At 69.0% G+C, this 25,841-nt stretch carries 26 protein-coding genes and 3 pseudogenes; 11 read left to right on the plus strand and 18 right to left on the minus strand.

What is annotated here, in order from left to right; all coding sequences use genetic code 11:
• Positions 1–14: 14 nt before the first annotated feature.
• From ACIPSJ_RS26610 to ACIPSJ_RS26625, 4 genes are all read right to left on the minus strand, one after another.
• A complete protein-coding gene (locus tag ACIPSJ_RS26610) occupies positions 15–887 on the minus strand; it encodes an ABC transporter permease (protein ID WP_359225576.1) in 873 nt (290 codons plus the stop codon).
• Positions 884–1,645 carry an ABC transporter ATP-binding protein gene (locus ACIPSJ_RS26615; protein ID WP_359225578.1) on the minus strand — a complete coding sequence of 254 codons (762 nt, stop codon included), beginning with the start codon at positions 1,643–1,645 and terminating at the stop codon, positions 884–886. The genes ACIPSJ_RS26610 and ACIPSJ_RS26615 overlap by 4 nt, the downstream gene beginning before the upstream one ends.
• Positions 1,642–2,583, minus strand: coding sequence for a DUF6282 family protein (locus tag ACIPSJ_RS26620; RefSeq protein WP_401349640.1), 942 nt, complete (start codon positions 2,581–2,583; stop codon positions 1,642–1,644). The genes ACIPSJ_RS26615 and ACIPSJ_RS26620 overlap by 4 nt, the downstream gene beginning before the upstream one ends.
• Positions 2,584–2,695: 112 nt before the next feature.
• Positions 2,696–3,367 (minus strand): GntR family transcriptional regulator, encoded by a 672-nt coding sequence (locus ACIPSJ_RS26625; RefSeq protein ID WP_401349643.1) that lies wholly within the window; start codon positions 3,365–3,367, stop codon positions 2,696–2,698.
• Positions 3,368–3,455: 88 nt separating this feature from the next.
• Here ACIPSJ_RS26625 and ACIPSJ_RS26630 point away from each other — a divergent pair, with 88 nt between their 5' ends.
• The gene (locus ACIPSJ_RS26630; protein WP_401349645.1) at positions 3,456–4,298 is read left to right on the plus strand and encodes a DUF1932 domain-containing protein; all 843 of its coding nucleotides are present in this window, start codon (positions 3,456–3,458) and stop codon (positions 4,296–4,298) included.
• A gap of 115 nt (positions 4,299–4,413) precedes the next feature.
• On the opposite strand, the gene ACIPSJ_RS26635 is transcribed toward ACIPSJ_RS26630, so the two are convergent.
• From ACIPSJ_RS26635 to ACIPSJ_RS26650, 4 genes and pseudogenes are all read right to left on the minus strand, one after another.
• The gene (locus tag ACIPSJ_RS26635) at positions 4,414–4,584 is read right to left on the minus strand and encodes a hypothetical protein (RefSeq protein ID WP_401350137.1); all 171 of its coding nucleotides are present in this window, start codon (positions 4,582–4,584) and stop codon (positions 4,414–4,416) included.
• Positions 4,585–4,668: 84 nt separating this feature from the next.
• A pseudogene (locus ACIPSJ_RS26640) lies at positions 4,669–5,132 on the minus strand (polysaccharide deacetylase family protein); the annotation flags it as partial.
• A 465-nt stretch (positions 5,133–5,597) separates the two neighbouring features.
• Positions 5,598–5,894, minus strand: coding sequence for a hypothetical protein (locus ACIPSJ_RS26645; RefSeq protein WP_401349648.1), 297 nt, complete (start codon positions 5,892–5,894; stop codon positions 5,598–5,600).
• 231 nt (positions 5,895–6,125) lie between these two features.
• Complete coding sequence (locus ACIPSJ_RS26650) at positions 6,126–6,599, minus strand: hypothetical protein (protein ID WP_401349650.1); 474 nt, start codon at positions 6,597–6,599, stop codon at positions 6,126–6,128.
• A 771-nt stretch (positions 6,600–7,370) separates the two neighbouring features.
• Here ACIPSJ_RS26650 and ACIPSJ_RS26655 point away from each other — a divergent pair.
• The gene (locus ACIPSJ_RS26655) at positions 7,371–9,077 is read left to right on the plus strand and encodes an esterase (RefSeq protein ID WP_401349651.1); all 1,707 of its coding nucleotides are present in this window, start codon (positions 7,371–7,373) and stop codon (positions 9,075–9,077) included.
• Between the two features lie 108 nt (positions 9,078–9,185).
• Here the strand turns inward: ACIPSJ_RS26655 and ACIPSJ_RS26660 are convergent.
• Positions 9,186–9,635 (minus strand): annotated as a pseudogene (locus ACIPSJ_RS26660) (IS5/IS1182 family transposase); the annotation flags it as partial.
• Between ACIPSJ_RS26660 and ACIPSJ_RS26665 the strand changes: the two are divergent.
• Positions 9,611–9,835: a hypothetical protein gene (locus ACIPSJ_RS26665; RefSeq protein WP_401349653.1), complete on the plus strand. Its 225-nt coding sequence runs from the start codon at positions 9,611–9,613 to the stop codon at positions 9,833–9,835. The pseudogene ACIPSJ_RS26660 and the gene ACIPSJ_RS26665 overlap by 25 nt on opposite strands.
• A 106-nt stretch (positions 9,836–9,941) precedes the next feature.
• Positions 9,942–10,331, plus strand: a complete 390-nt coding sequence (locus ACIPSJ_RS26670) for a DUF6207 family protein (protein WP_401349655.1) — start codon at positions 9,942–9,944, stop codon at positions 10,329–10,331.
• A 376-nt stretch (positions 10,332–10,707) separates the two neighbouring features.
• On the opposite strand, the gene ACIPSJ_RS26675 is transcribed toward ACIPSJ_RS26670, so the two are convergent.
• The 5 genes from ACIPSJ_RS26675 to ACIPSJ_RS26695 all read right to left on the minus strand — a co-directional run bounded on the left by ACIPSJ_RS26675 (position 10,708) and on the right by ACIPSJ_RS26695 (position 12,527).
• Positions 10,708–11,055 carry a hypothetical protein gene (locus ACIPSJ_RS26675; protein WP_401349657.1) on the minus strand — a complete coding sequence of 116 codons (348 nt, stop codon included), beginning with the start codon at positions 11,053–11,055 and terminating at the stop codon, positions 10,708–10,710.
• A 44-nt stretch (positions 11,056–11,099) separates the two neighbouring features.
• Positions 11,100–11,255 (minus strand): hypothetical protein, encoded by a 156-nt coding sequence (locus ACIPSJ_RS26680; protein WP_401349660.1) that lies wholly within the window; start codon positions 11,253–11,255, stop codon positions 11,100–11,102.
• A 409-nt stretch (positions 11,256–11,664) separates the two neighbouring features.
• A complete protein-coding gene (locus ACIPSJ_RS26685; protein ID WP_401349662.1) occupies positions 11,665–11,976 on the minus strand; it encodes a hypothetical protein in 312 nt (103 codons plus the stop codon).
• 10 nt (positions 11,977–11,986) lie between these two features.
• A complete protein-coding gene (locus tag ACIPSJ_RS26690) occupies positions 11,987–12,319 on the minus strand; it encodes a hypothetical protein (protein WP_401349664.1) in 333 nt (110 codons plus the stop codon).
• Between the two features lie 49 nt (positions 12,320–12,368).
• On the minus strand, positions 12,369–12,527 hold the full coding sequence (locus ACIPSJ_RS26695; RefSeq protein WP_401349666.1) for a hypothetical protein: 159 nt from the start codon (positions 12,525–12,527) through the stop codon (positions 12,369–12,371).
• A gap of 670 nt (positions 12,528–13,197) precedes the next feature.
• Between ACIPSJ_RS26695 and ACIPSJ_RS26700 the strand changes: the two genes are divergently transcribed.
• From ACIPSJ_RS26700 to phoU, 3 genes are all read left to right on the plus strand, one after another.
• A complete protein-coding gene (locus ACIPSJ_RS26700; RefSeq protein WP_401349668.1) occupies positions 13,198–13,956 on the plus strand; it encodes a GNAT family N-acetyltransferase in 759 nt (252 codons plus the stop codon).
• Between the two features lie 540 nt (positions 13,957–14,496).
• Positions 14,497–15,285 (plus strand): hypothetical protein, encoded by a 789-nt coding sequence (locus ACIPSJ_RS26705; protein ID WP_401349669.1) that lies wholly within the window; start codon positions 14,497–14,499, stop codon positions 15,283–15,285.
• Positions 15,286–15,554: 269 nt separating this feature from the next.
• Entirely contained in the window at positions 15,555–16,220 is a 666-nt protein-coding gene (gene phoU / locus ACIPSJ_RS26710; protein ID WP_401349670.1) for a phosphate signaling complex protein PhoU, read from the plus strand.
• A gap of 653 nt (positions 16,221–16,873) precedes the next feature.
• Here phoU and ACIPSJ_RS26715 read toward each other — a convergent pair.
• From ACIPSJ_RS26715 to ACIPSJ_RS26725, 3 genes are all read right to left on the minus strand, one after another.
• Positions 16,874–17,131: a hypothetical protein gene (locus ACIPSJ_RS26715; protein WP_401349672.1), complete on the minus strand. Its 258-nt coding sequence runs from the start codon at positions 17,129–17,131 to the stop codon at positions 16,874–16,876.
• Between the two features lie 199 nt (positions 17,132–17,330).
• Positions 17,331–18,173 carry a tyrosine-type recombinase/integrase gene (locus ACIPSJ_RS26720; RefSeq protein WP_401349675.1) on the minus strand — a complete coding sequence of 281 codons (843 nt, stop codon included), beginning with the start codon at positions 18,171–18,173 and terminating at the stop codon, positions 17,331–17,333.
• A gap of 511 nt (positions 18,174–18,684) precedes the next feature.
• Positions 18,685–22,008 (minus strand): AAA family ATPase, encoded by a 3,324-nt coding sequence (locus tag ACIPSJ_RS26725; protein ID WP_401349677.1) that lies wholly within the window; start codon positions 22,006–22,008, stop codon positions 18,685–18,687.
• A 242-nt stretch (positions 22,009–22,250) separates the two neighbouring features.
• Here ACIPSJ_RS26725 and ACIPSJ_RS26730 point away from each other — a divergent pair, with 242 nt between their 5' ends.
• From ACIPSJ_RS26730 to ACIPSJ_RS26745, 4 genes and pseudogenes are all read left to right on the plus strand, one after another.
• On the plus strand, positions 22,251–22,799 hold the full coding sequence (locus ACIPSJ_RS26730) for a hypothetical protein (protein ID WP_401349679.1): 549 nt from the start codon (positions 22,251–22,253) through the stop codon (positions 22,797–22,799).
• A gap of 150 nt (positions 22,800–22,949) precedes the next feature.
• Entirely contained in the window at positions 22,950–23,468 is a 519-nt protein-coding gene (locus ACIPSJ_RS26735) for a hypothetical protein (RefSeq protein ID WP_401349681.1), read from the plus strand.
• Positions 23,469–23,716: 248 nt separating this feature from the next.
• Positions 23,717–24,556: pseudogene (locus ACIPSJ_RS26740) on the plus strand (IS5 family transposase).
• 11 nt (positions 24,557–24,567) lie between these two features.
• Positions 24,568–24,960 carry a hypothetical protein gene (locus tag ACIPSJ_RS26745; protein ID WP_401349684.1) on the plus strand — a complete coding sequence of 131 codons (393 nt, stop codon included), beginning with the start codon at positions 24,568–24,570 and terminating at the stop codon, positions 24,958–24,960.
• Positions 24,961–25,105: 145 nt separating this feature from the next.
• Here the strand turns inward: ACIPSJ_RS26745 and ACIPSJ_RS26750 are convergent, their stop codons facing one another.
• Positions 25,106–25,738 carry a TetR/AcrR family transcriptional regulator gene (locus ACIPSJ_RS26750; RefSeq protein WP_401349687.1) on the minus strand — a complete coding sequence of 211 codons (633 nt, stop codon included), beginning with the start codon at positions 25,736–25,738 and terminating at the stop codon, positions 25,106–25,108.
• Between the last annotated feature and the right edge of the window lie 103 nt (positions 25,739–25,841).

Here is a 25,841-nt window from a genome sequence, read left to right on the forward strand (position 1 = left end):
TGTCTCCGGCACTGTCATTTCCGGCCTTCCAGTGGCTTCCAGCGGTTGGCCCTGCGGTCGATCAGGCCGACGAGCAGGTTCAGGACCGTGGCGATGACCGAGAGGACGACGAGTGTCGCGAAGACGCCGGCGGTGTCGAAGTTGGCCGCCGCGTCACTGATCAGGTAGCCCAACCCGCGGTTGGAGGCGACGAGTTCACCGATCACGGCGCCGATCAGCGAGTAGGGGACGGCGACCTTGAGGCCGGTGAGCAGCCCGGTCATGGCCCCGGGCAGGACGACCTTGAGGACGATGTCCCGGCGGCGGCCGCCCATCAGCCGTACCGCGTCGACCAGTCCCCGGTCGACCTCGCGCACGCCCACGGCGGTGTTGAGGAAGACCAGGAAGAACACGGTGACGGCGGCGAGCAGCACCTTCATCTCCATGCCGATGCCGAACCAGACGATGAACAGGGGGGCGAGGGCGACCTTGGGCAGCGAGTACAACGCCACGATGAACGGGTCGACCATGCGGTAGAAGGTCGGCAGCGAGGCGAGGACGAACCCGGTCACCGCACCCGCCCCGGCGCCGAGCAGGAAGCCGAGGATGACCTCCTTGAGGGTGACCCAGGTGTTGGACCACAGCAGGCCCTGGCGCTGCCAGTCCACCAGCCGCCGTACGACGTCGAGCGGCCTGCTGGTGAAGGTGATGTCGAAGACGCGGCCGGCGCACAGCTGCCAGGCCACCAGCAGCACGACGGTGACGGCCAGCCGGCCGCCCCAGATGACGACCGTGCCGCCGTGGCGTTCCCACCAGCCGTGGTTCAGGGGGACGGTGACCGACTGGCCGATCGCCGTCTCCGTCTCCGTTTGGGTTTCCGTTGGTGTTTTCTCGCCCACCGTGTTCACCGCGCCTCCCGCAGCGCCGCCGACATCTCCTTGTGCAGGCCGACGAAGTGCGGGTCCACCCGCAGTTCGTCGGCGTCGCGCGGTCTGGGCAGGTCGATCCGCTTGTCGAGCACGATCTGGCCGACGCGGCCGAGCACCACGATCCGGTCGCCGAGCAGCAATGCCTCCTCGATGTCGTGGGTCACGAAGACGACGGTCTGGCCGCTGCCCTGCCAGAGTCGCAGCAACTCGGCCTGGAGGACGGACCGGAGCTGTGCGTCGAGTGCGCCGAACGGCTCGTCGAGGAGCAGCACGTCCGGCTCGCCGGCGAGCATCCGGGCGAGGCTTGCCCGGCGCCGCATGCCGCCGGACAGTTCGCGCGGATAGTGCCGTTCGAACCCCGTGAGTCCGACTCGCGCGATGAGATCGGCCGCTCGTTCCTGGCGCTTCTTTGCGTCGACCCCTTTGATCTCCATGGGCATCTCGACGTTGCGGCGGACGTCGCGCCAGGGCATGAGGGTGTCGGACTGGGTCAGGTAGCCGACCTCGTGGCGCGGTCCGGACACCCGCATGTCCCGATAGGTCACCTTGCCCGAGGTCGGGGGCATCAGTCCGGACATCATGTTGAGCATGGTCGACTTGCCGCAGCCGCTGCGCCCGAGGACCGTGACGAAGCACCCTTCCTCGATGCCGAGGCTCAGGTCCCGCAACGCCACGATCCCGGTGTCGTCCTTCACGAACTGCTTGGTCAGCCCGCGGAGTTCCAGGACGGCGGTCATCGGTCCCGCGCCACTCCGGCGAGCCAACGGCTGTTGTCCACAGCCATGACCCGCACCTCGTGCTCGGTGAAACCCGCGGCGAGCAGCCGTTCGGCGAGCAGCGGCAGTCCGTCCTCCACCGGCGGGTTGAAGGGCTGGCCGAGGTCGCTGGAGAGCACGGAGTGCTCCGGGCCGACAGCCCTGATGTTCTCCAGCCACAGCTCCCAGGAGACCTTGCCGGTGTACGGGGTGGTGAAGCAGCGCTCCAGCAGGGCGCCCCGGGCGGCGAGTTCGCGCTGCCGTGCCACGCCAACCCGCTGTGAGGTGAACTCCGGGTGGGTGACCACGATCCGGCGTACGCCCTCGTCGACCGCCGCGTCCACGACGGCGGTGATCTCGGCGGTGCCGAGGTGGCCGGTGGCGAGGGTCATGTCGTGGGCCGCGATCACTCGGAGCACCTGGCGGGTGATGTCCAGTACCTTGCCGTCCGGCCCGACCACGTCCACCGGGTCGGCCGTCATGCCGGCCTCGCGCAGTTCGTTCTGCAACTGCATCCACATGGGCGGGGTGGCGCCCTCGGGGTTGCTCGCCGCGCAGGCCCGTTCATTGGCGCTGTCCACCGTGGGCAGCCAGACGAACTGGGCCCCGCCGCGACCGGCGATCTCCACGGCGATCGGGTTCATACCGCCCACCGAGCCGTTCAGGGTGATGGCCCCGAGCGCTCCGAAACCGGGGACGGCCCCGCGGACCACCTCGGCCCGTTCCGTCGTCGGCACGTAGTGCGACTTGAGCACGTAGCCGGATAAGCCGACCTCGGTGAAACGAGCCGCAAGGGTCAGGTCGTCCACGCGGCGCTTCATGAGGTCGGGTGCGATGTGCAGATGGATGTCGTAAGCCCCCGCGACGAGCTCACGGGCCTCATCCGAGGGTGTCGGATGGGTGGCTGGTCGGTCGGTCACGCCGCCTCCCTGTTGCCAATTTGGTGACCCAGATTGTTGACAATTAGTCGGGGGAGCGTCAATGGGTTGCGCAGAAAGCGGTACGGACTGTCGGCCGCGTGCCCTCGACGTGCTAACTCGCCTGGGGCGACCGGGCGTTGGTGATGACCTGGAGGGCGTGGACGACACTGCTGAGGTGTCCCCGCGCGGCCCGCTCCGCCGCGACCGGGTCACGGTCGCAGACGGCATCGATGATCGCGAGGTGCTCGGGGAGCGAGACGGACGGCCGACCCGGCTGGAGGGCGAGCCGGAACTGGTGGCGTACCGACTGGCCGCGCAGCCGCTCCAGCACGCCCCCGGCCGTGCCCTGGCCGCTCAGTTCCATGAGTCGGCGGTGCAGCCGGTTGTTCAGCTCGGAATAGGTCATGACCTCCCCGGCGTCCACCGCCCCGAGCATGCCCGCCCGGATCTCACGCAGTTCGGCGATCTCCGTGTCGGTCACCCGCTCGGCGGCCTTCGCCGCGCACAGACCCTCCACGACCATCCGGACCTCGGTGATCTCGATCGCCTCGGCCAGCGACACCGCGCGCACCCGGGCGCCCCGGTTCGGGATGCGCTCCACCAGCCCCTCGTTGCCCAACTGGAGCAGTGCCGAGCGCACGGCGCTACGGCTGACCGCGAACCGCTCCGCCAGATCGACCTCCACGAGCCGCTGGTCCGGCACGTACTCCCCGCGCACGATCGCGGCGCGGATGATCTCGACGACCGGGCCGGACCCGGACGGGATATTGGGCACTGCCGACACGTGGTTCCCCTTCCCGCGATGAGCGGCCAGACTGGCAACGATATTGTCGCCAATTCTGGCCTGCGGTGACGGCGCCTGGCCACGGACGATGAGCAGCAACTTGGAGGCACCTGTGGCACCTGGGACACCTGTGGGCCGGACCGGCACCGAAGGCCTGCGAGTCGCCGTGCTCGGACTGGGCGAAGCGGGCGGCGCGATCGCGGATGACCTGGCGGCCGCCGGAGCACGCGTACGTGGCTACGACCCGAGGGTCCCGGCGCCGCACGGTGTCGTCGGCACCGGCAGCGAGGCAGAGGCGGCCACCGGCAGCGACCTCGTCCTCAGTGTGAACAGCGCATCGGACGCCCTGGACGCCCTGCGCGCCGGCCTCGCCGGCGCGGCTCCCGGCAGCCTGTGGGCCGACCTCAACACCGCCTCTCCCGCGGCGAAACGGGAGCTGTGCGAAGTCGCGGCGAGAGCGGGCGTCGCCGGCTTCGTCGATGTGTCCCTGATGGCGACCGTCCCGGGCCGGGGGCTGCGCACTCCGATGCTCGCCTCCGGGCCGGCGGCCCGCCGCTTCGCCGAACTGCTCCAGCCCCTCGGCGCGCAGGTGGACGTACTCGGCGGCCCGGCGGGCCTGGCCGCCGAGCGCAAGCTGCTGCGCAGCGTCTTCTACAAGGGGCTGGCGGCGGCCGTGGTGGAAGCACTCGAAGCGGCGCGGGCGGCCGGCTGCGAGGAGTGGCTGCGGCAGCACATCGCCGACGAGCTGACACGTGCGGACGCGGCGACCTTGGACCGGCTCGTCGACGGCAGCAAGCGGCACGCCGTGCGCCGCACCGCGGAGCTGCGGGCCGCGGCTGACATGCTCGACGACCTCGGCGTACGGCCGCTGATGACAGAGGCAAGCCGGGATCTGCTGGTGCGGCTGCTGTCGGAGGACGATGCGCCGTAGCAGTCATGCCGGGGGCGAAGGAGCCAGCCCCGGAGGCAGGCCTACAGGCCAGGGCGGGACGGTCGTCGGGGCACGGTCACATCGTCGCCCGCAGGTGGCTGACGGTCACGAACTGCTAGCTCCGGACGGAGAGGGTGCGCAGGATCTCCGGAACGGCGGCGACCGACGTGGGGTGGATGTCGTGCAGGAGAACCACGTCGTTGCGCTTGACCTTGTTGATGACGGTCCGGGCGACCTTCGTGGCGTCGAGGTACTTCCAGTCCTCGGTGTTCAGGGTCCACAGCACCGGGGAGACGGTGGCGCCGCCGTGGACGGCGCTGTTGATGGCGACGTAGGGCGGCCGGAAGAGGGTGGGGGCCTTGCCGGTGGCGGCCTTGATGGCGGCGCTGGTGCGGTTCAGCTGGTAGGCGACCTGCTCGGGCCTGATACGGGTGAGATCGGGTGGTTCCAGGAATGGTTGCCCACCTCGTTGCCGGTGTGGGCTTCGGCGCGCACCAGCTCGGGGTGGGCGGCGACGTTCTGGCCGACGGTGAAGAAGGTGGCCCGCGGGTTGTACTGCGCGAGATACGTCAGCAGGGTCGCGGTGCAGGCGGTGGCAAGGCCGTCGCCGGAGGCAGTGTGCGTCGGCGCCGAGGGCGTGGGCGTGACGGCCGACCGGAGGTCGACAGTGCCGGACGGGCTGACGGCCTGCTGCCGGGCGCGCTTGCCGAAGGCGGACAGCCGGGGGGCGGCCGTCTCCTTGGGAAGGGGCACGACGTAGGAGCCCGCGGCCGTGCCGGCGATCGCGCCCGGGTTGAAGGTCACACGCAGTCCGCCGTCGGCGGTGAAGACCATGTCGTCGCTGATGTCGGGGAGCGCCGAGGAATCGGCGAATGCCTCGTCCAGTGTCTCCGTGTCTGTGCCCGTGCCGTCCCGGCCCTTGAGCTGCGTCTTCAGGGCGATGACGAAGGCGGTCCGGGAGCCGTCCCGCACGAACGCGAGCGCGTCGCGGGACACGCCCGTCTCTCCGTCGTACCAGTAGATGCGCGAGATCAGTCCGGCCGCCGCCGAGGTGTGGTCCTGGGTGCTGAGTCGGATGCCGAGGACGCCTCTGGAGGGGACCGGGAACTGGTGGCTGATGTTGAGCTCGTTGTGGTCGGCCTGGCACGAGGAGCGGAGGTTCGCCAGGCTGCTGCACGTACTTCTTCATCCACCGGGGTCACTGCGAACAATGGAGTTCCGTCACTCGCCCGCCTTTCCCGTCACTCAGTGTGTCGTGGGGCATACCTGTCGGTGCGATGCGCCGGGGACGTCCGTCTGCTACTGCGCCCGGGTGAGCCCGCCGCCGAACCGCTCGCACAGGACCCGGACGACGTCGTCCGGGGCGATGGGGTGGCGCTGGAGCAGCACGTCCGGGCCGACGGCGTACAGGGCGGCGCCGTCCGCGGTGAACGCGAGGGTGTCGATCTCGTCGCCGACGGTCAGGGTGGACGCCCTTCTCGTGGCCGGCGACTTCGAACTCGGCGAGCACGCGCGGATGCTGGAGGAGAAGGGCCTACCCCTCGCCCTGTGCGCCTGGGAGATCGACCCGCCCGAGTCTCTGTTCGCGGTCACCATCGACTACGAGGAAGCCGGCGATTTGGCGGGCCGTCACCTGCGGGAACTGGCCATGAGAGGGTCGCGGCCTGCGCCGACCTGCCCGCACACCGCATCCGCCTCGACGGGGTGCGCCGCGCATTCGCCGTGGACGGTTTCTCGGTGCCCGAGGACCGTGTCTTCTACGTGCGGGGCGCCACTCCGGAGTTGGGATACAAGGCGGTCGAGCACGACCTGCCCCTGCTCCGCTCCTCAGCCCTGCCCACGGCCGTCGTCCGGATCGCCACCGGCATCCTGCCGCCCCGCAACGACGACCTCGAACGCATCCCCGTCTGGCTCGACGGCCTGCTCGCCGACCAGCCTGCGCACCACGGCCGCCTCATACGCCCGTTCACCACCTGGGTGCTGCTCCGACGAGCCCGCCGCCAAGCCGCAGGACGCCTCCACACCGCCTCCGCGGCCCAGCACGTCCGCCGCCGTGTCCGCCAGGCGCTGCACCTCCTGGACTGGCTCGACGCCCACCACATCGACCTTGCTGCACTGGACCAGAACCGTTGTCCGTCTTGCCCGGCCGGCCCAGCCACTGCCGGCCACATGCGCAGTCGCCGTCCCGTCCTTGCGGTCACCGGAATCATCGATCACGATCACCCCACCGCCGTGCGGAGCCGTCGCCGAACCCGCACGCAGCAGCTCAAGCCGCCGGTCGTTGACCTGCTCGACCTCCATGGGTGACTCCGACAGGAAGAACTGCGGCCGCTGCACCCCCGGCATCCCCGCACCCGCCACCGGCTCCGCCCCCCGCCAGGCAGGTGATCGTCTTGTTCCGCTCCCGCGGCGCCGGCAGCCCCGTCAGGTGCTCGCGAAACCCTCGCCGCTGGCCAAGCCGAAGAAGAGGTCGTCGAACCCTGCCGCGTACTCCTCCAACGGCCCCGGGGCAGGCGGACACGGACGACGAACGGTCATCATCAGCCCCCAGCAAGGCAGTTGACTCCTACCAACGGCCTACGACCAACCCGACCCACCGTCAACCCACACAACCACCGGATTTACGAACCACCGGTAGGCGACGGTGCGGTAGCCGGACGAGCCCTCACGATCACGGGTACCGGCCCGAGCGGGAACCTCCCCCTCTCCCGGTCGTCCTCCGGACCACTCTCCGGCTGGGCGAGCGCGCCGCCCGGGGCGCCTCCCTGCGGGAACCGGCGTCGTCCACGGGGCGCAGCAACCCCTGGGCGGCTCCCCGGATCGGCCCGTCGAGCATCATCTGACACTCCGCCGGGAGCTCCACGCGACTCCCTCTCGCACAGTGACCCTTCCGGCAAAATCATCAGCAACATTGTCAACAATTCCGTAGGTAATCCTGGGTCAATCCACGGACTCCTTCCCTACCGTCTGGGACGCGAACGAGCCGCACAGCCCGACCTACCCACAATGTCGCCCCGGCGGCGCACAGGTAGGGCTGTCGCCACGCAACCCACTACACAGGGAGGTCTAGAGGTGAACATCAACCGCCGAACCGTTCTCCGGGGCGCCGCAGCCGTAGCCGCGCTCGGAATCGCCGAGGGCGCGGCAGGCACGGCTTTCGCCGGCACCTCATCGTCGAGCAGTTCGTCGAGCACGGACTCGACGTACTCGCTGGAGTTCGACTCCACCGCCTGGTCGTACGACTCGACCAACGACGTGTACTACCAGATCGGGACGATGTACGTCACCGACCCGGCCGCGACGGACTACGAGAACCTGTCGATCTACGTGCCGGGTGCCTATCTGACGGCCACCGCGAACAGCGACGGGACCACGTACACCGCGACGGTCAACGCGAGCGGCACCGTCGGCTCGTACACGGGAAGCACGGCGCCGATCGTCATTCCCGTCAACACCGCCGGCTACGCCGCGCAGTCGCCGGCCACGTCCTACAAGTACAGCAGCGTGTCGGACTACCTGGAGGCCGGTCTCGTCTACGTATGGCCGGGCCTGCGCGGTCGGGACAGCTCGACCAGTTCCCGCTCCGACGCTGCTCCCTGGGGCGTGACCGACCTCAAGGCGGCGGTCCGCTTCCTGCGGTACAACGCGAGCCTCCTGCCCGGCAGCACGGACTCCGTCGTCCTGTTCGGCCACAGCGGCGGCGGCGCCCAGGACACCGTGGCGGGCGCGTCCGGCGACAGCTCCCTGTTCGAGCCCTACCTCACCTCGATCGGCGCGGCCATGCAGGACGCCGACGGCAACACCCTCAGCGACGCGGTCGCCGGCGTCATGGCCTGGTGCCCGATCACCAGCCTGCACGAGGCCAACCTGTCCTACGAGTGGAACATGGGCCAGTTCGCCTCGACCAGCACACGCGCGTCCGGCACCTGGACCAGCGCCTACTCGGCGGACCTCGCGAAGGCCTGGCCCACGTACCTCAACGGTCTGGGTCTGCTCGACGAAGACGGCAACACCCTGGAGCTGACCGAGTCCGACAGCGGCACCTACTTGGCCGGCAGCTACTACGACTACCTGCTCGGGGTGATCACCACCTCGCTGAACAACTTCCTGTCCGACACCACCTTCCCGTACACCCCCTCCTCGACCACGTACGAGACGGCCGAGGACTACATCGACTACCTCAACACCGACAGCACCTGGATCACCTACGACTCCACGACCGGCACCGCCACGGTGACCAGTCTGGAAGGCTTCGTCAACAGCCAGAAGACCGCGAGCAAGCCGGTCGGCGCGTTCGACGGGTATTCCCGCGGGCAGACCGAGAACAACGTCTTCGGGATGGGTCTCGACTCCCCGGCGCACTTCGCGCCGCTCACCCGCGACGTCGTCGCGGCCAACGAGTCGACGTACGCCACATACTCCGACTGGGACTCCGAGTACGGTTCCTCGGCGTACGACAGCGACTTCGCCCAGACGGACAGCGTCGGCGAGGACATGGCCTGGCGGGTCGCCGCGTACAACCCGCTGTACTTCCTCTCCTCCGCCTTCGACGGCTACCAGCAGTCGCAGGTGGCGCCCCACTGGCGCATCCGCACCGGCATCATGCAGGGCGACACCGCCACCACGACCGAGATGAACGTCGCGTTGGCCCTGCAGAACTACGACGGCGTCAGCGACGTCGACTTCGCCACCGTGTGGGCCCAGGGCCACACCCAGGCCGAGCGCACCGGCGACTCCACGACGAACTTCATCAGCTGGGTGGAGTCCGTCCTCGGGTAGTGACCCCCGGTCCGGACAGCCCGGCGCCTGACCGACGAGCCTCGGTCAGGCGCCCGGTACCAGAGCGGTGGTGGAGTGCCCCCTCAGAGGTCGTTTCGTTCTGTTGTTTCATCCCATGATGCAGCTTTGGTGTGCTGGTGTCGGGTCGCGCCAGGAGACGGTGTTCTCGCCGGTGAGGCGACGGGGCATGAGGTCGGTCATGGCGAGGTGGATCATGGCTTCGGAGCGGTGTGGGTGGATTTCGTAGTCGCGGGCCGGACAGCAGTGCAGCATCAGCCAGCTGTAGGTCCGCTCCACCGCCCAGCGTTTCGGGATCGGGGTGAATCCCCCAGCCCTGGGGGTGCGTTGAACGATTTCGAGGTCGATGCCGAGGGTCGCGGCGTGCTCGACGAAGTGCTTGCGGCAGCCGCCGTCGACCCAGACCTTGCGCAGGGTGGGGTGCTCGGCGGCGGCCTGCTCGAGCAGGGTGCGGCCAGCGGTGGAGTCCTGGACGCCGGTCACGGTGACCAGCACCGCGAGCAGTAGGCTGGGGCATGGCACCGGAAGGCTTCGATGCCGCCACCCTCTACGCCTACACGCTGCTCCAGCCCGACACCGCCGCCCGCGTCCGTACGGCCTTCCCCGTCCTCGGCAGTCCGGCGGGCCTCGCCGCGGAAGCGACCGTGTGCGCCCAGCTGCTCCAGACAGTGAGCCGTGGGGACAACCTCACTCTCGAAGGGCCGCTGCGGAACTGGTCCGAAGAACTGCGCCACCGCTGATCTGCGGATCCGGGAAGCCGGACAGCGGGCACGCCCGGAGCACTCGGTCGGGTGAACAAACTACCTGCCGGGAACCCACCTTGGGCGCCTGGGCGTAGAGCCGTACATGGACCGGATCAACGAAGCACACGTGAGCGAACCAGGCCTGGTCGTCGTCGACGTCGCAGCCGCCGACGACGCAACCGCGCTCGCCTTCCAGCAGCTGCTCGCCGACCGCTGGGCGACCTCCCTCGCGCGGCACACGACCCGTGACGCAGGCGAGTTGCTACCTGGACCTGCGCCAGCCCCTCAGCCCAGCCGCGTCGGACGAGGCACTCTCGCCGGCCGGCACAGACGCCCTACGATGACGGCCGCACGCCGGTCCTGCCGGCCGCGAGCTTGCCATCCAACGGTCAGGGTGCTGTTCGTGGTGAAGAATCGGCCCCATGACGAGTGCGGTGACTCCTCCAGGGGCCGGCGACTTTCATGTCGGTACTGCCGTCGAGCTTGCGTGTGAGGATCCGGAGTTCGTAGCCGGAACCCGTGGGGTCATCGAGGCTGTGCATACCGATCCAGCAGACGGCTTCGACGTGAGGCTGAGCGACGGGCGGCTCGTGAACGTGCTGCGTGTGGGACTCGATCCCGCGGACCAGCCGGCCGAGCGAGTGCCGAGCCTTCGCGGCTCGGTGCCGACCTTGTGGCGGGCGGGGCGGCTGTATGGCTTGCCGGCGGCGAGGACGCGGCCCACATCGTGGCGGGTGGCCGGGCGGCGGCTCTCCGAGCCTGATGGTGGCCCAGGCAGGTCCGAGCCGGTCCTCGCGCGCAGGTTCGCGGCCCACGCCTGGGGCATCGGCATTTGCCGTGACGTATGAGAACGCTCCTGTGGTTGTTGCCTATGGGTGCCCTTCCGCGGTCAACGGACGGCCCAGATCGGCGAGCGCATGTCGTGGGAAGCCGTTGCGCAGCAGCAGCAAGGTCCGGTCGAAGTCCTGGAGCAGCCCTCCGCTGTCGACGGGCCACAGCCGGGAGTCGGCGACCGGAATGCCGACGTAGGCCCGGCCGGGCGCATCGCCCCAGGTCGGGTCCAGAACCGTCCCGTCAGGGCGCACGATCCAGGCGTGAGGCAGGTAGACGTCGAGTCCGGCATGGGTGAGGGCGAATCCCTCGGCGTACACCACACCTTCGTCGCGGTGGGCCAAGGCGTAACGGGCGGCGTTGCTGTAGCAGAACTGGTGGGGCATTTTGACCAGATCGTCGGGGCTGGGGGTGGGTGTGAACCGGCGACTCACGGCCAGAGCAGGAGATGGAACTGGCTCCGGTACGTCCAGTCTTCGGGCGTGCGGTGGGCGGCCTCGGAGAGTGCGGCGTGCTGGCGGAGGTGGTCGATGAGGCCGTCCTCGGCGAGGACGAGGGACGAGGTGTGGGGAGCGCTCTTCGTCATGCTGCGGTGGCTCTCCGATGACTTCGCACGGTGCGGGGGCACATCTTCTCCCATGCGGGAGTTCCGCCGGCGTTGAACCCGGTCTTTCGCGGGTCTTCCGCGACGATGCGGCGTCGTGGCCTTCTCCCGGACCGCCGGCTTCTCCTGCGCTGACCAGGCCGGAGTGAGACGGCACTGTCAGGTGCGGCGTAGCGGTAGCGACGAAGACCCTGCCAGCGCCCGACGTGGATCGTGTGCGGGACGCCTCCTGCTGGACCGGGCGGGCAGCCGCTCCCGAGGCGGGCAGCCACTCCCGAGGCGGGCAGGCGCCTCGCCGCCGCGCTTCGGCACCCTACGGCGATCCCAGGTCCGTGGGCACCGCCCGTTCGCGCAGAATGGCGGTCCAGCCGTCGCTGCCACCGATCAGGTTTTACGAGGCGGCCACGAACTCCGACAGCTGGTCGAGTCTGGTGAAGTAGGCACGGTGGAGGGGCTCCTCGGAGGCCGGGATCTCGATGGTGACGAGCAGGCGTCCGGGGCGGGTCTTGGGTGCGTGGATCGGTTCGTCGAGCTGGGCGATGTTGCTGCAGTGCAGCCGGGTCACGCCGCCCCCGCGGGCGTCGGTGCGCACCTTGAGCTGGCACAGCGGGGCTCGGTAGGACCTGGTGGTGCGGTTGCGGCGGAACACTTCGAAGATCTCGTGATCGACCCGCAGATGCGCCTTGCTGTGCTTGAAGGCCACCGGCTCCACGTCACACAACCCGTCGGCCGGCGAGCGCGGCCACTTCGGTGAAGTACGCGCGGAACAACGGCTCGTCGGCGTGCGGCACCCGGACCGCCTCCGTGGACGTGTACCCGAAGGCCGCCAAGTCGGTGCCGTAGAGGGCGGCGTTCGGGTCTTGTACGACACCGAAGATCAGCTCGCCCGGTTTGTTCGGCTTCTTGTAGTGCACCAGCACCCCGAGCCGGTGCAGCGGGACCCTGAGTGTGTGCGGCATGCCGCTGCCCCTCAGCGGGAACAGTTCGAACACCCCCCGGTCCACGCGCACATGCAGGTCCTCGTAGTCGAATGTGAGTGGATCCATGCCGGAAAGATACCCCCGTGCACACCACTCCTCCCCAGGCGAGGGCACCCTATTGGCCAGGCCGCTGCTCGGCCGTGGTGAACGCCGCCTCGACTTTGCGCAGCAGGGTCGACTTGCCGATGCCGCCCACTCCGTGGAACACGATCACGTTGTTGCGCGGCGCCTTGAGGTCCTCCACGTCGAAGCCCGGGCCGGCAACGTGCCGCAAGTGCTGCCCGATCGCGGTGGCGACCAGGTTCCACTGGTGCTAGCGGTTGGCGAACGCCTCGCTGCTGCCCACGCCCGCGGGGTCATTGGAGCTGAACAGCGCACGAAGGTCAGCCATGAGATCCCCCCCCCCAGAAGTGATCACCTGCGGTCCCGATCTATGCCGCCTGCCGTGACCAGCCACAGTCCAGGTTCGGCCCACCACCGGCAATGGCCCTTTCCGTGATGGTTTCCGGCATCCCGAGGTGGTCCTTTCGTGCACGACTCCGCATCGTCCCCCGACCCACAACTCCCGCCGGAGCCGGCTCCCGGCCGGGCCGGCGACGGCGCGGTCGGGGCTGAGGAAGCACACGAGATCGTGGGCACCGTCATCGCCTGGTATAGCCAGCAGCTGCTGGCCGCACGGCGTGCCGGCGACCGGCAGCGCCTTGAGGAACTGATGGCGCAGCGGTACAAGTGTGTGGAGGACCAGCTCTGGCTCAGGACGCCAGTCCTGAGAGCTCATAACACGATCTTGTTGAGGGTGTGCTGGTTGGGCGTGGCCAGCGGGTCGATTCCGCCGTTCGTGAGACGTGGGGAATCGGCCGTGGATCCGGACGAGGATCTGTGGGCGCTGATCCGCGATCACAGTCGGCTGCTCACGGTCCGCCGCCGAGCACAACACCGCGTTCGTGACAGCAGAGCAGGGCACGTTCGACAAGATCGTGCTACGAGATCTTGGTGAACAAGTTTCCGCCTGTTTTACTACGCGCATGGTTACGGGGCTCTGTACCTTCGTCGGTGGGGTGATGGGCCTGCTTCTCTCGGCACGACCAGCGCGTCGAACAGCCGCGCGGGCCGCAGCGGGGGAAGCAGTCTTCTTTCCGGTCGGTGCGAACCTGCCGGCCGGGGGACGCCGTCAATACAGCATTGGCCGGGTGCAGGCGGGAGGCAAGAGGGTGGAGATCGAGATCAGGGAAGTCCCCGTCGGCGCTCTTGAAAATGACCCGGTGCGGGCATTGGTCGACGAACTCGGGCAGACCGACTGGGTGCGGTTCTCCGCCGACTTCCATCTGAGTTCACACCTGTTCGCCGCGGTCACGCAGGACGGTCGGCCCATTGGATTCTGCCGTTATGTGGTGCAGCCCATCGGCCCCGACACAGGCTGCCCACCGGTCACCATCGACGGGCAGGTCGCGACGGAGGCGAAGATCCTTGCCTTCGGCGTGCAGGAGGGGTGGCGCCGAAGGGGTGTGGGTACGGCCCTGCAGCGAGCGGTCATCGGCGCGGCCGCCACGGAAGGTTGCCACCAGATCAGGTCGCACAGTTCCGGTGCGAACGCGGGGAATCACCGGCTCAAGCTCCGGCTCGGCTTCGCCGTTCACCCGATTGTGCGCGATGACGACCATAAGGGTTGCTATTTCCTGCTCCCGCTGACCCTCGCAGAATGACCCGCAAACACAGGAGCCGACGAGCAGAACGCGTGGCGATCGGCCCCGCGGCGTCGGGCTTTCCGAGACCGCCGGCGACCGCCTTGCCAGGCAGCCTGGTCCGCGCCTACGCCTGGTACTCCGGCTGTAGATCGCGATCTTCACGTCCGAGATGAAGCATTTCTCCGGTAATAACTGGTGTGGTATCGGAGCAGCAGCGTCCGCTGGTGCGCCGCCTGGTGGCCGGGCCGCATCGCCTTGCCGGGAAGTGTCGCTGGCCACCGTCCTCAGGATCGCTCTGTACGGCGCCAGCTCCGCTGAGTGGCTGTCTTCGGCTACACGATGGAGAGTTGGAGGAGCTCGGAGACGCCCTGGGTTCGGCTGTACGGCTGGAAGCGGGGAGAAGGCCGTCGATGAGGCTGATGCAGCGAGGTGCTCCGATTCGGCGGGCCAGGACCAGGGACTGGCTGGCGGCGGCCGCGGCGGCCTCGGGTTCCTTGAGGTCGAGGTAGCCGGCGGCGCGGTAGGCGAGGAAGACCCCTCGGCTCTCGTCGCGGGCTGTTGGCAGCCGGCGTTCGCCCCCTCGGTGATGAGCTGGTGGGCGCGGCCGGTGTCGCCGAGGTCCAGGAGGGCCTGGCCGGAGTCCATGGCGAGGTCGGCCTCGGACATCCAGGCACACCAGGCCGGCCGGTCGGTCCCGGCGTCGCTGAGGTGTTGCTCGGCCGCGGCGAGTGCGCGCAGGACCATGCGGCGTTCGTTTCGGTCGCCCTGGGCGGCGAGGGCGCGGGCGAGGCGCAGCTGGAGCAGGCAGCGGGCGGCCGGGTTGTCGGCCCGGGTCAGGGCGTGGTTGAGGATGTGGACCGCGGTGGTGTGGTCCTGACGCCAGGCGGCTTGGTAGGCGAGGTCGCCCAGGAGGCCGGCGCCCATGTCGTGGTCTCCGGCGGCGCGGGCGCTGTGCAGGCCGGCGATCCAGTACTGGCTGGCGTGGGTGTGGCGGCCCTGGTCGAAGCGGTGCCAGGCGACCGTCTGGGCCAGGGAGGCGGCCAGTGTGTGCAGGCGCAGTCCGACGGCCGGGGTGTAGTGGCCGTGCGTGAGGAGATCGGTCACGGTGGACAGGCAGGCGTCCAGCAGGGCGGGGGCATGCTGGCGCTCCGCGGTGGCGAGGCCGCCAAGGTGCTGACCGGTGGTCTCCAGGAGCGCGACGAAGTCCTCGTCGACCGGGTTGCCGTCACGGGCCCGGGCGAGCGCGGTGGCGGGGCCCGCAGCCCAGTCCGCGGCCAGCGCGGCCAGGGCAGTGCCGAGGATCCCGCCATCTGGCAAAACCCGGGCATCCTGGCTCTGGCCGCGTGACGCAGCCGCGCTCGCGCCCCAGGTGAGCCCGGCCCGCGCGTAGCCAGCCGGGCTCATCGGCGAAGGTCTGGGCCACATCACTAGCTGTGACCTCCGCATTTCGAGCCTACGCGCGCACTGGCCGGCCACGACCTACTCCCGGCCACCGGCGCGCCGCCCGGAGCAGGACCCTCTGGCGTCCGGCGTGACGCTGATGTCGCTGCTCGCGCGGGGTGTGGGATTCTGGCAATGAAGCGGACCGGGGGCAGACAAAGGGGAGTGGGGTTCGTATGCGCGAGGCGTACCACGAGGAGCTGTCCTCGATCAGCGAGGGCCTGGTGGACATGGCGAACCGGATCGGGTCGGCCCTGGGCCGGGCCACCAGCGCACTGCTGGACGCCGATCTCCAGCTCGCGGAAAGCGTTATCTCTGCTCATTCCAAGGTCGATGATCTGCAGCGCGATCTGGAGGACCGGGCGATCGCGGTCCTGGCCCGCCAGCAGCCGGTCGCCACCGATCTGCGGCTGGTGGTCACCTCGCTGCGCATGAGCGCGGACCTGGAGCGCTGCTCGGTCCTGGCCCAGCATGTGGCCAAGTTGGCCCGGCTGCGCTACCCCGGGCATGCCGTGCCGCAGGATCTGCGCCGCACCATCCTGGAGATGAGCCAGCTCGCCCAGCGTCTGATGGCGCAGGCCGCGGACGTCCTCGTCACCCATGACCTGGAGGCGGCGGTCCAGATGGAGCAGGACGACGATCGGATCGACGAACTGCACCGCGGGATATTCCAGCACCTGATGGACGACCGCTGGCACCACGGAGTCGAGACCGCGGTCGATGTCACTCTGCTCGGCCGCTACTACGAACGGTTCGCCGACCACGCCGTGTCCGTCGCCAGCCGTGTGATCTTCCTGGTCACCGGCGAACACGCCGACGAACTGACAGCGACACAGACATGACCACGGGTGCGCCAGCCCTGTGACCGCGCGTGGCAACCGTGCGCGGACCGTCAAGCGCCGGCTGAACTGGAACTCAGGGCTTTCCGCAGTCGGCGACAGACCCGCCTCACCTCCGCCGCCGGCGGGAAGCGCTGCGCCTCCCTCATGGCCACCTGCAGTGCAGGGCCAAAGGCGTCAAACCGTGCCATGTCTTGTGTGCCGACGGGTTGCACGACGAAGTGGATATGTCCGGGAACGCCGCCAGCATGGGACCAGAGGCATACATACACCTGCTCAGGGGCCATCACCTCAGTGACTGCAGCGCTCACCTTCTGCAGCAGAGGTCCGAGCTCCATGGATTCTTGCGCTGCCAGGTCCGCCACATGCACTACATGCCGGACCGGCTTGACCACAACGGCACCAAGGCCCAGGGGGCCGACGCAGTGCTCGACAACCCAGAGCTGCGTCCGCAACAGGTTCCCGCCCGGCAGCGGGGCCCTGCCTTCCACGAGATCGCACGCAAGGCACTCGCCGCTCACGCCAGCATCCTCCCCGTTGCTGAGCGCTCATTTGATCACAGAAGGCTCAGCTCCGGCGACCGGCGAAGCCTGCTGTCAGCGAGACGCTGCACGGCAGGCTGGAACTGCTCTCATGCGTCGCTCAGAGAGAACCTCTCACCCGTCTTCGGTGGCGCCGCCTCGGACCTCGATGATCGGCAGCAGCGGGCGTGGGGTGGAGCCGGATGGTGTGGGGACGCTCGCGAGGCGCTCCAGTAGCCGGTCCAGGGCGGCTTGGCCATCGTCGACGGCGGCTTGTTCTTCGTCGGTGAGCGGGATCGCGGCCCGCATGCGCTGGAGGTTGTCCTTCGCCTCCAGAAGCTGGGCCTTGCTGGAGTCCTTGGGTGTGTAGAAGCCGCAGCGGGCGCAGGCCATGCGGTGCGGGCACTGCTCGAAGAACGTGTACGTGCAGTAGCCGTGCCCCAGGTCGTAGTGCTGCCACGGTTCCCCGGCCGCGGCTGAACCGGAGGCGACGGCGTCGCGGTCGACGAGGACCCTCGATGGTGCGTACGTTGCGGGCGAAGTAACCGGCGTCCTCGTACGCCTTGGTCAGCGTGTTGGGGTTGATCTTCGCTCAGTGCTGGGTGGATTCCGGGGAGCGGTGTCCGAGCCACGCTTGCACCTCGAACAGGGTCATGGGCTCTTTCGCGTTGTACAGCTGGCTGGCGATGGTGGAGCGGGCGCGGTGGCTGGTGATGCTGCCCCGGGCATCGACGGCCGGCACGCCTGCTTTGCGGCAGAGCATGGGGGTGATGCGGCTGTTGATGTAGCCGCTGGATATGGTGCGTGCGCGGTAGGAGAAGAGGAAGTCGACCTGTTCTCCGGTGCGTTTGTCGGTGCGTTTGGGCTGACTGGGGCGGAGTGCCTGCCAGGCGTTGATGGCCTGCCCGAGCAGCGGGTCGACCGGCTTCGCGAAGGCCGTGCCCGTCTTGTGAGCGGGCACGCCCAGGAGACAGACGGCGTCCCTGGCGAGGATCTGCGTGGAGTTCGCGGCGACGGGATCCCCGTCGTGCTGCCACCGGACGCATCCCAGGCGCAGGCGCGCGATCTCGTTGCTGCGCTGGCCGGAGAAGAGCCAGGTCAGTGTGACGGCGCGGACCAACTCCACGGGGTAGATGGGACCGGCTTTGCCGCGTGGGAGGTCGTGGGCCTCCAGGTTGAGCCCGGCCCACAGCAGTTTCGCCCAGACATCGTCGGCGATCACGCGCGGCCGTGGGCCCATGAGTGCGTTGATGCTGCACGGCAGGGCGAGAGCGCGCTGGGGATCGAACCGGCGGGGCAGCAACTCCCAGTCCTGGATGTCCCGAAAGAAGACTCGGACGGCACGCACGAGCCCGGCCTTCGATTCGGCTTGCAGCGGCAGGCCGAGACGCTCCTGGAAGCTGCTGGTGCGCACGACGTAGTCGCCGATCTTCATGCGGCCGACGGCTGCGATCCAGGCCGCGCACGCCTGCCGTGTCCACGCGGCTGGATCAGCGGCTTCCGGCTGCTGATCCGCGACCCACCGGCCGGCTTTCAAGAGCGCGGCGCGGCAGTGGAGACGGGGACGGTGCGTCATGGTCGTCGTGGCCGTCCACCGTTCCACCCACTCACCCCATACCGGTGGGACCCCGGTGTGGGCCGCCGGTTCAGCCCCCGACGAGCGCAGGGCGGGCGCCTCGCAGTAGCCGGGCGCGGCAACAGCCCGCTGCACTGCGAACAGGACCTTCGTGCCCCCGTCGGTCAGGAGGTCCTCGCGCCGGACGCGGTCGAAGAAGGAGGGTGGTGAGGTCGCTGCTGTGGGGGCTGCGGTTGAGGAGGAAGAGCTGGCTCATGACGGAGGGCACGCCCTTGTCGTGGTCCTGCCCGTACTGGTAGCCCCAGCCGGTCAGCACGGTACGGACCTGCGGCAATCCCGTAGTGGAAGTCGGCGCAAGTCGCCGTGCCGATCAGTTTCCTGATGGATTGTGGTCGAGGTCGGCCAGGAACCTCTCGGCGCGGCGAGCGAAGAGGTGGGCCCCGCGTTCGCGGGATCGGGTGCGGGCTTCGTCGCCGGCGGCTCGCACGACATCGACGGGTTCACCGCGGGCGTGCAGCAGGCGTGCGCGCAGCAACAGGAGAAGTCCTTCGGCATAGCGTTGGCCGTGGGCTTCGATGGCCTGGTCGGCTTGCTCGAGGGCGGTCGCGGCCTTGTCGGGTCTCTCGGCTGCCAGCCACATCTCGGCGATCAGTCCGTACCAGTAGGCGAGGCCCCATCTCGGCGGGTCGGCCAGGGTCGCGGCCAGGAGATGTTCGGCCTTGGCCGCGGCGCTGGCCGGGTCATCGCCGGAGAGGGCACGGGCCCAGTACCAGTCCAGCCGTATATAGGCTTCTTGGGCGACGCCGGGAAGGTCGGCGCTGGCCTTGACCCACCGTTCGGTCGCTTGCATCGCCCAGGCGGCGTCACCGGCCATCGAGGCGGCCATGGTCTGGTAGCGGGTCCAGCCCGACATCTCAAAGAGGTCTCCCTCGGCCTGGTACACCGTGCCGAGCAGGGACCGCCCAGTCTCGACATCGCCATGCAGCGAGGTGATGACCCCCAGATAGCCGATCCACTCATCCGGGATCCGCCAACGTCCGCGGTCGTCGCGGCGTCGAACCGGGACACCTCCGACCTGGCCGGCAAGGTGGTACAGACTTTCCTGAGCCGGTCCCGGGTGCGGGTTGGCGGAGTTCGCGAGCAGCGAGGCGACGTCGTCCGCAGTGGTACGGCCCAGCCAGCTGAAACATTGAAACGCCGCGCCAATGTCGCCGATGTCCCATTGGTGCAAGCCCCAGGCCTGCCGGCCGTACGCCTTGATGATCGGATCCGCGGACGCCTCGCCTTGCTCATGCAGCCGGCGAGCCCACATTCCACGGTCGTTCTCGGTGGAGACGTAGGCCCCGGTCATCCGAAAGAAGAGAAACTCGGCCTCGGCCGTTTCGCGGCCGAGTCTGCGGGCGAGATATGCGCCCCGTTCCAGCAGATCGAACGTTGAGCCGCCCATTCCCGGAGGCTCGACGGCGAGGAGGTTGAGCAGCGCCAGGACGGACAGTTCGAGCTCCAGCAGCCCCGCCGTCCGGGCGATCTGGACGGCCGATTCCAGGTTACGGTAGGCCGCCGCGAACGCGAGCTTCGCCGCCGCGCGGCGACCGGCGCGCGCCAGTGCCTTCGCGGTGCGACCCGGGTCAGCCAGGGGGCCTGCGGCCCACAGATGGTAGGCGAGGCGTTCGGCGACGGACTCGTCGTCTCCGTGGATGGGTTCGAGGGCGTCGGCGACGCGCAGATGCAACTGGACGGCCTGGTGCGGCGCGGTCGTCTCGGTGACCGACTCGCGGACGAGGTCGTGCGCGAAGCGCCATGAGAACGGGTCTTCCGGCTTGGTCTCTAGCAGACCTAGTTCTTGCAGCGGTTCGAGGCGTTCGAGGCAGTCCGCGATCTCGACGCCGATCGCGCGGGCGAGCAGGTCGAGGTCCACGTCGCGGCCGATGACCGCGGCGGTGCGCAGCAGGCCGTGCGTGCTGTCGTCGAGACCGGCCATCCGATCGCGGACGACGTCTTGCACGGTGACCGGCACCCCGGCCCGCACGGCTGTGCCGCCGTCGCCGAGCGAGCCGCCGTCGCTGAGCGAGCCGCCGTCGCTGAGCAGCCGGGACAGCTCCTGGACGAAGAACGGATTGCCGGCGGTGCGAGCGTGGATACCGCGGGCGGCTTCGACACCGGGCTCGTGGCCGGTTTCGCGGCGGATGAGCTCGGTCACGTCGGTCAGGCCGAGCGGGCCGAGCCGGATCCTGCGGTGGCCGGGCAGCCGACCGGCCGCGGCCAGGACCTGCGAAAGGCTGGAGCCGGGTGCGGGTGCGCGATCGCGTAGCGCTCCGATGATCACCGTGCCGGTGGGCGGCCGGGTCGTCAGGTGGCCGAACAGCTGGAGTGAGGCGGCGTCGGCCCACTGCAGGTCATCGACGATCAGCAGCACGGGCCGTTGCGCCGAGGCCTGCCCGACGACAGTGACGACCTGCTCGAACAGGCGGAACTGCGCACGGCTGTCGGGAATCGCAGACCCGGCGGCGTAGTCGTCTGGAGATTGAAGGAGGCCGCCGAGCTCGCTGGCGAGCCACTTCTCCCGCAACGGCGCGGACAGGCTGTCGAGAATCGCGCGGAGCGTCTGTTCCCAGGGCCACATCGACGGTGTTCCGTCGCCTTCCAGGCATGAACCCCAGACGACCAGTGCGCCACGTCGGCTTGCTTCGTCGGCGACCTCCCGCAGCAGCCGGGTCTTGCCCACGCCCGGCTCGCCTTGGACGATGCCCAGCGCCGCGCGGCCGGTGAAAGCCTTCTCCACGGTTTCCCGCAGTACGGCGAGTTCCTCGACCCTGCCGACGAGGCCGGCTTCCGTCCGCGCCGAAGCGCCGGCCGGACTCGCCACGGGCGGTGAGACCGGGGGCTGCGTCAGCACTTGCAGGTGCGCGGCCTGTATCTCCGGGCCAGGATCGATGCCGAGTTCGTCGGCGAGACGGGCACGGACCGTGTCATACGCCGACAGTGCCTCGGCCCGGAGTCCCGCGGCCCCCAGGGCGGTGACGAGGCTGGCGTGGACGGGTTCGTGGAACGGTGCCGTCGATGCGGCCAGCCGCAGCGCCGACAGCACCGATGCCGGTCGGCGCAGCGACACCGCCAGCTCGGCCGCTTCGGTGCAGGCGGCGTGGAACTCGTCGTCGAGAGCGGCGAAGGTCGGCAGCGCGATCGACCTGTGGGTGAACCCTTCGCCCGCACGGCCCCGCCAGAGACCGAGCGCTTCGACATAGCGATTCAGCGCCGTCTCCTGGCGTTGCCCTGCCATGGCCTCTTTGGCGGACACAACGAGCTCTCGGAAAGTGAGAAGGTCCAGGGCGCCGGGGGTGGCGGTGAACAGGTAGGCGTTGCCGCGGCGGAGCAGGTAGGTACCGGTTCCACGGGCGGGGATCGCGGGTTCGAGCAGTCGCCGCAATGCGCCGACGTATTTGTGGATGATGTTGAGCGCGCTGTTGGGGACGTCGTGGTCCCAGATCAGGTCGATCATTTCGCTCGTGCTGATCGGCCTGCCCACCCGGGCCAGGAGCAAGGCCAGTAGATAGGCCTGTTGCCGGGGACCGGTATCCAGTTCGACACCCTCATGCCACACCCGCAACGGGCCCAAGACCTGAAGACGCAAAGAGGAACCACCGGTCGGCCGATCGCCGTCGCCCGGCAGGACGGGATGAACGGGCAGGGCCACGCCAACTCCCGGGTGATACGACAGCCGCCAGTCTGCAAACCGCCGAAATCATATCGCGGAAGTGTGAAACCTACTGCGAAGGTGAAGTCGGGCTCACGAGTGAGCGGCTACTGCGGATTCCGTTGGCCGAACGTGAACCGACCACAGGCTGCTGCGTCTGGGCTAGAGTCCCGCTTGGACATTGGAGACACTTCCATCGCGGCTCTTTCGGCTGCGTTCAGCGGACTCGCGGCGTTCGGCGCTTGAAGGCCTCACGTGAGGCTAACGAGACCGCTGCGTCCGTTGCTCGGATCGAGCGGGACCGTTGGCACGACGCGCTGACTCCGCAGCTCCGGCTGAAGCTGGAGCGGTCGGACGGGCTGCTCTACGTCCGCTTCGACGGTCCGGCCCAGCTGGGCCGTCTCAGCGTGCGACTGACCGTTCGTGACGACTTCGACCGTTCCCGGGTGCGGAGCCTTGCCGGCGGTCCGACGCCGGAGGCGATCGCGGGGATCGTCTGGGGCCCCTACCGATTCCGGCCTGGTATAGACGGTGCCGACCAACTCGGCCGGAGCGCTGGACCGTTCCCGTTGGAGGCGGGCGATCGCACCAGGCTGGCCCTTGACCCGTCCGTGAAGCCGACCTGGTACGAAGGCACTGATGGTGAGGAACGCTGGCGGCGGCAGTACCAGGACGCGACGACCCGGTTGTGGGCCGACTGCGAAGCCGAGGGGCACAGGCCGTGGCGGCTCAGCTTCGGGGTCACGCCGGACGGCCGATGGGCGCAGACAGGCCGGATCGTCGGCAATTGAGGCTGGGTGCGCGACGCTCTCTTCACGCGCGTCCGGCCGGAGCGCGATCATTGGCTCATGCCCTCTCGGAGCCCTGCGCAGCTGCTCGCGGCCCATGTGCAATCTGTCCTGGGTCACGGTCCGTTTCACCCGCCCCGTGGCTGGACGCACATGGGCGCCGTCATCTGCGACGCCAGCTTCCATGCCCGACGCCGCTACCGATCGACCGTCCGGCCGCGGCTTCTCCGGCTTCAGTCGGCGTGGCCTGACGCTGTCACGGTCCGCGGCTTCCAGGCACGGATCACCACGGAAGACCTGGCCGTCGCCATGGCCTTCAACGCCCCGAGCAGGGTTGCGGCGGCTCACGCCGTCACCGCGTTGCTGGTGGCCCGGGGTGTCGATACCCGGGACGATCTCCATGAGTGGCTCGGTCTCTCGGGCAGTCGTGCCGCCCTGCGCACGGTGAAGGGCGTGGGGCCGAAGAGCGTCGACTACATCGGCAATCTCGTCGGTCGGTCGCAGGTGGCAGTGGATGTCCACTTGCGTGCCTTCGCCGTGGATGCCGGTGTCGCGGGCCTTGGGTATGAGGAACTGCAAGCCGCGTACGAAGAGAGCGCCGCTGTTCTCGGGCACGAACCTGGCGGCCTGGAGCACGCCGTCTGGCGGTTCAAGTCGCGGCCTGGCACGTAGATTTTGTGGTCCCGATGTCATTCTGTCCGAGGCGGCAGCCAGTAGGACGCCAACGGTGGCGTCATCTGTCCCCGCGCCATCTCGGCCTTGATCGATAATCGCCTGCCGCCTTCACTGCGGGTATGAGACGGCGCCTGTAGGCCTCAGAGGGTGGTATGCGAGTTGATAGGTGATTTGTCGTCACCTGAACGTGGGGGACTGTGGCATTCCAGCCGGTCGGCGGGCTCGGGCGTGCTGAGCTGAGCACCGTGAGCGAGCGCAAGCCGTACAAGACCGACCTGTCCGACGGGCAGTGGGCTCTGGTCGAGCCGGTGATCGTCGCGTGGAAGGCCGCGCATCGCTCGGTCAGTGGCCATCAGGGCAGGTGCGCGGGAGATCGTCAACGCACTTCTCTACCAGGGCCGCACGGGATGCCAGTGGGGCCTGCTTCCGCACGACCTGCCGCCGCGTGGCGCGGTGATGTATTACTTCACCAAGTGGCGCGACGACGGCACCGACCAGGCGATCCACGACGTGCTGCGCTGGCAGGTGCGGGAGCAGGCGCGGCGGAAGGCGGATCCGAGTCTGGTGGTGCTCGACACCCAGAGCGTGCACGCGGCGGCCGGGGTGCCTGCACAGTCGACGGGGTGTGATGCGGCAAAAAAGTACCGGGCCGCAAGCGCGGCCTGGCTGTTGACGTGTTGGGTCTGGTGATCGCGGTGGTGGTGCCCGCCGCGTCCGTGCACGACAACGCCGCCGGTATCGCGCTGCTGGACAAGGTCGCCGCCGACACCGACACCGTTCAGAAGGCCCTGGTCGACCAGGGTTTCAAGAACGCCGTCGTCGCGCACGGCCAGACGGTGGACATCGAGGTGGAGATCGTCGAGCGCAACCCGGCCCAGAGCGGTTTCGTGCCGATCCCCAAACGGTGGATCGTGGAGCGCGCCTACGGGATCTTGATGCTGCACCGCAGGCTGGTGCGTGACTACGAGCACCTGCCGCGCAGTTCGGAGTCGCGGGTGTACTGAGCGATGACCGCGGTGATACTGCGCCGGCTGGCCGGGGCCACCGCTGCGGCCCGGCGCAGCGCATGCGTGGCGGGGAGCTGACCCTCGGGGCGGTGCTGGTACGGCTGGAGGAGCGGGAACGGGAGGTCACCGCGCAGGCTGAGGCGACGAGGGAGCAGATCGCGCAGCTGGCCGCACTGCTGGATGACCTCGGCCGGGCCGCCGAGGAAATCCGGGTCACCCGCAAAACGCTGCTGGAGCTGCCCGATCCGCAGTCGCCCGCGCCGCCGGCCGCGAAGCTACCGGATCATCCGGCCTATCAGCAGACTACGGCGGTGTTCGCCGCAGCCGACGCCCCGCTGCGAGCATGGCAAGTGTGCGAGGCGATGGACCTGAAGATCACGCCCAACAACATCAACAACACCCGCCTGAAACTCAAACGGCTGACCAAGCGCGGAATCCTGATCGAGACCGAGCAGGGCTTGTTCACCCACCCGCGGCCGTAGCAGCTCTGGCGACGCCGTCGCCGGCGAAACACGCGTCAGCTCACGCACCGCTCTCTCAAAGGTGAACCTGTTGGGCTGCTGGGGCGTCGCGCGGGCGTTCGTCCCGGTGGCGGTCCGGCGCGGATGGTGCCACGTAGCCGGCGCCTTAATCGGTATCGAGTCCGAGCCGACGCACCAGTAGGGAGAGTTGGTCGGCGAAGCGTTCGATGAATTCCGGGGAGTACGGGTCGTCCCCGCAGACGCCCGCGATGACATGCGGAAGAGTGACGGGGGCCATCGCCGCCGCCATCAGCATGACGGTCAGGCAGGCAGCGTCCATCTCCTGCGGCAGGGCCCCGGCCGCCTGCCGTTCACGGACGTCGGCCACGGATTGGGCGAGGCGCCCGGTGCGGGGCACGTGGTCCGGGTCCGCCTCCGGGCCGGTGTACTCCAGGCCGCCCCAGGCCAGCAGCCGCATGCCGTCCCGGTTTTCCAGCGCCTCCAGCGCATAGCGGCGCAGCTGCTCGGGCAGCGGGGTGCCGGGTTCGACGAGCTTGCTCGACCGCTCGCCCCAACTGTCCGACATGGCCTGGAACAGGCCCTCCTTGCCGTCGAAATAGTAGGAGATCAGCTGCTGGTTGACGCCCGCCCGCTTGGCGATCGCCGCGATGCGGGCACCCGCGTAGCCGTGCGCGGCGAACTCCGCCACCGCCGCGTCGAGAATCAGCTTGCGCGTGCGCTCCGGATCGCGCTGCCGCTCCGACGGCTTCGGGGAGCGGCGGGGCTTCGACACGGTCATCCCCAAACCATACACACAAGTGGCCGAATCAAGCGCAGAGGCAGCTTAATCAAACAACTAGTTGACACAGTCCTTTTGATCATTGATTGTGGGCTGCCGGATA

The organism is Streptomyces sp. NPDC090088 (genome assembly GCF_044747345.1).
Lineage (GTDB): Bacteria > Actinomycetota > Actinomycetes > Streptomycetales > Streptomycetaceae > Streptomyces.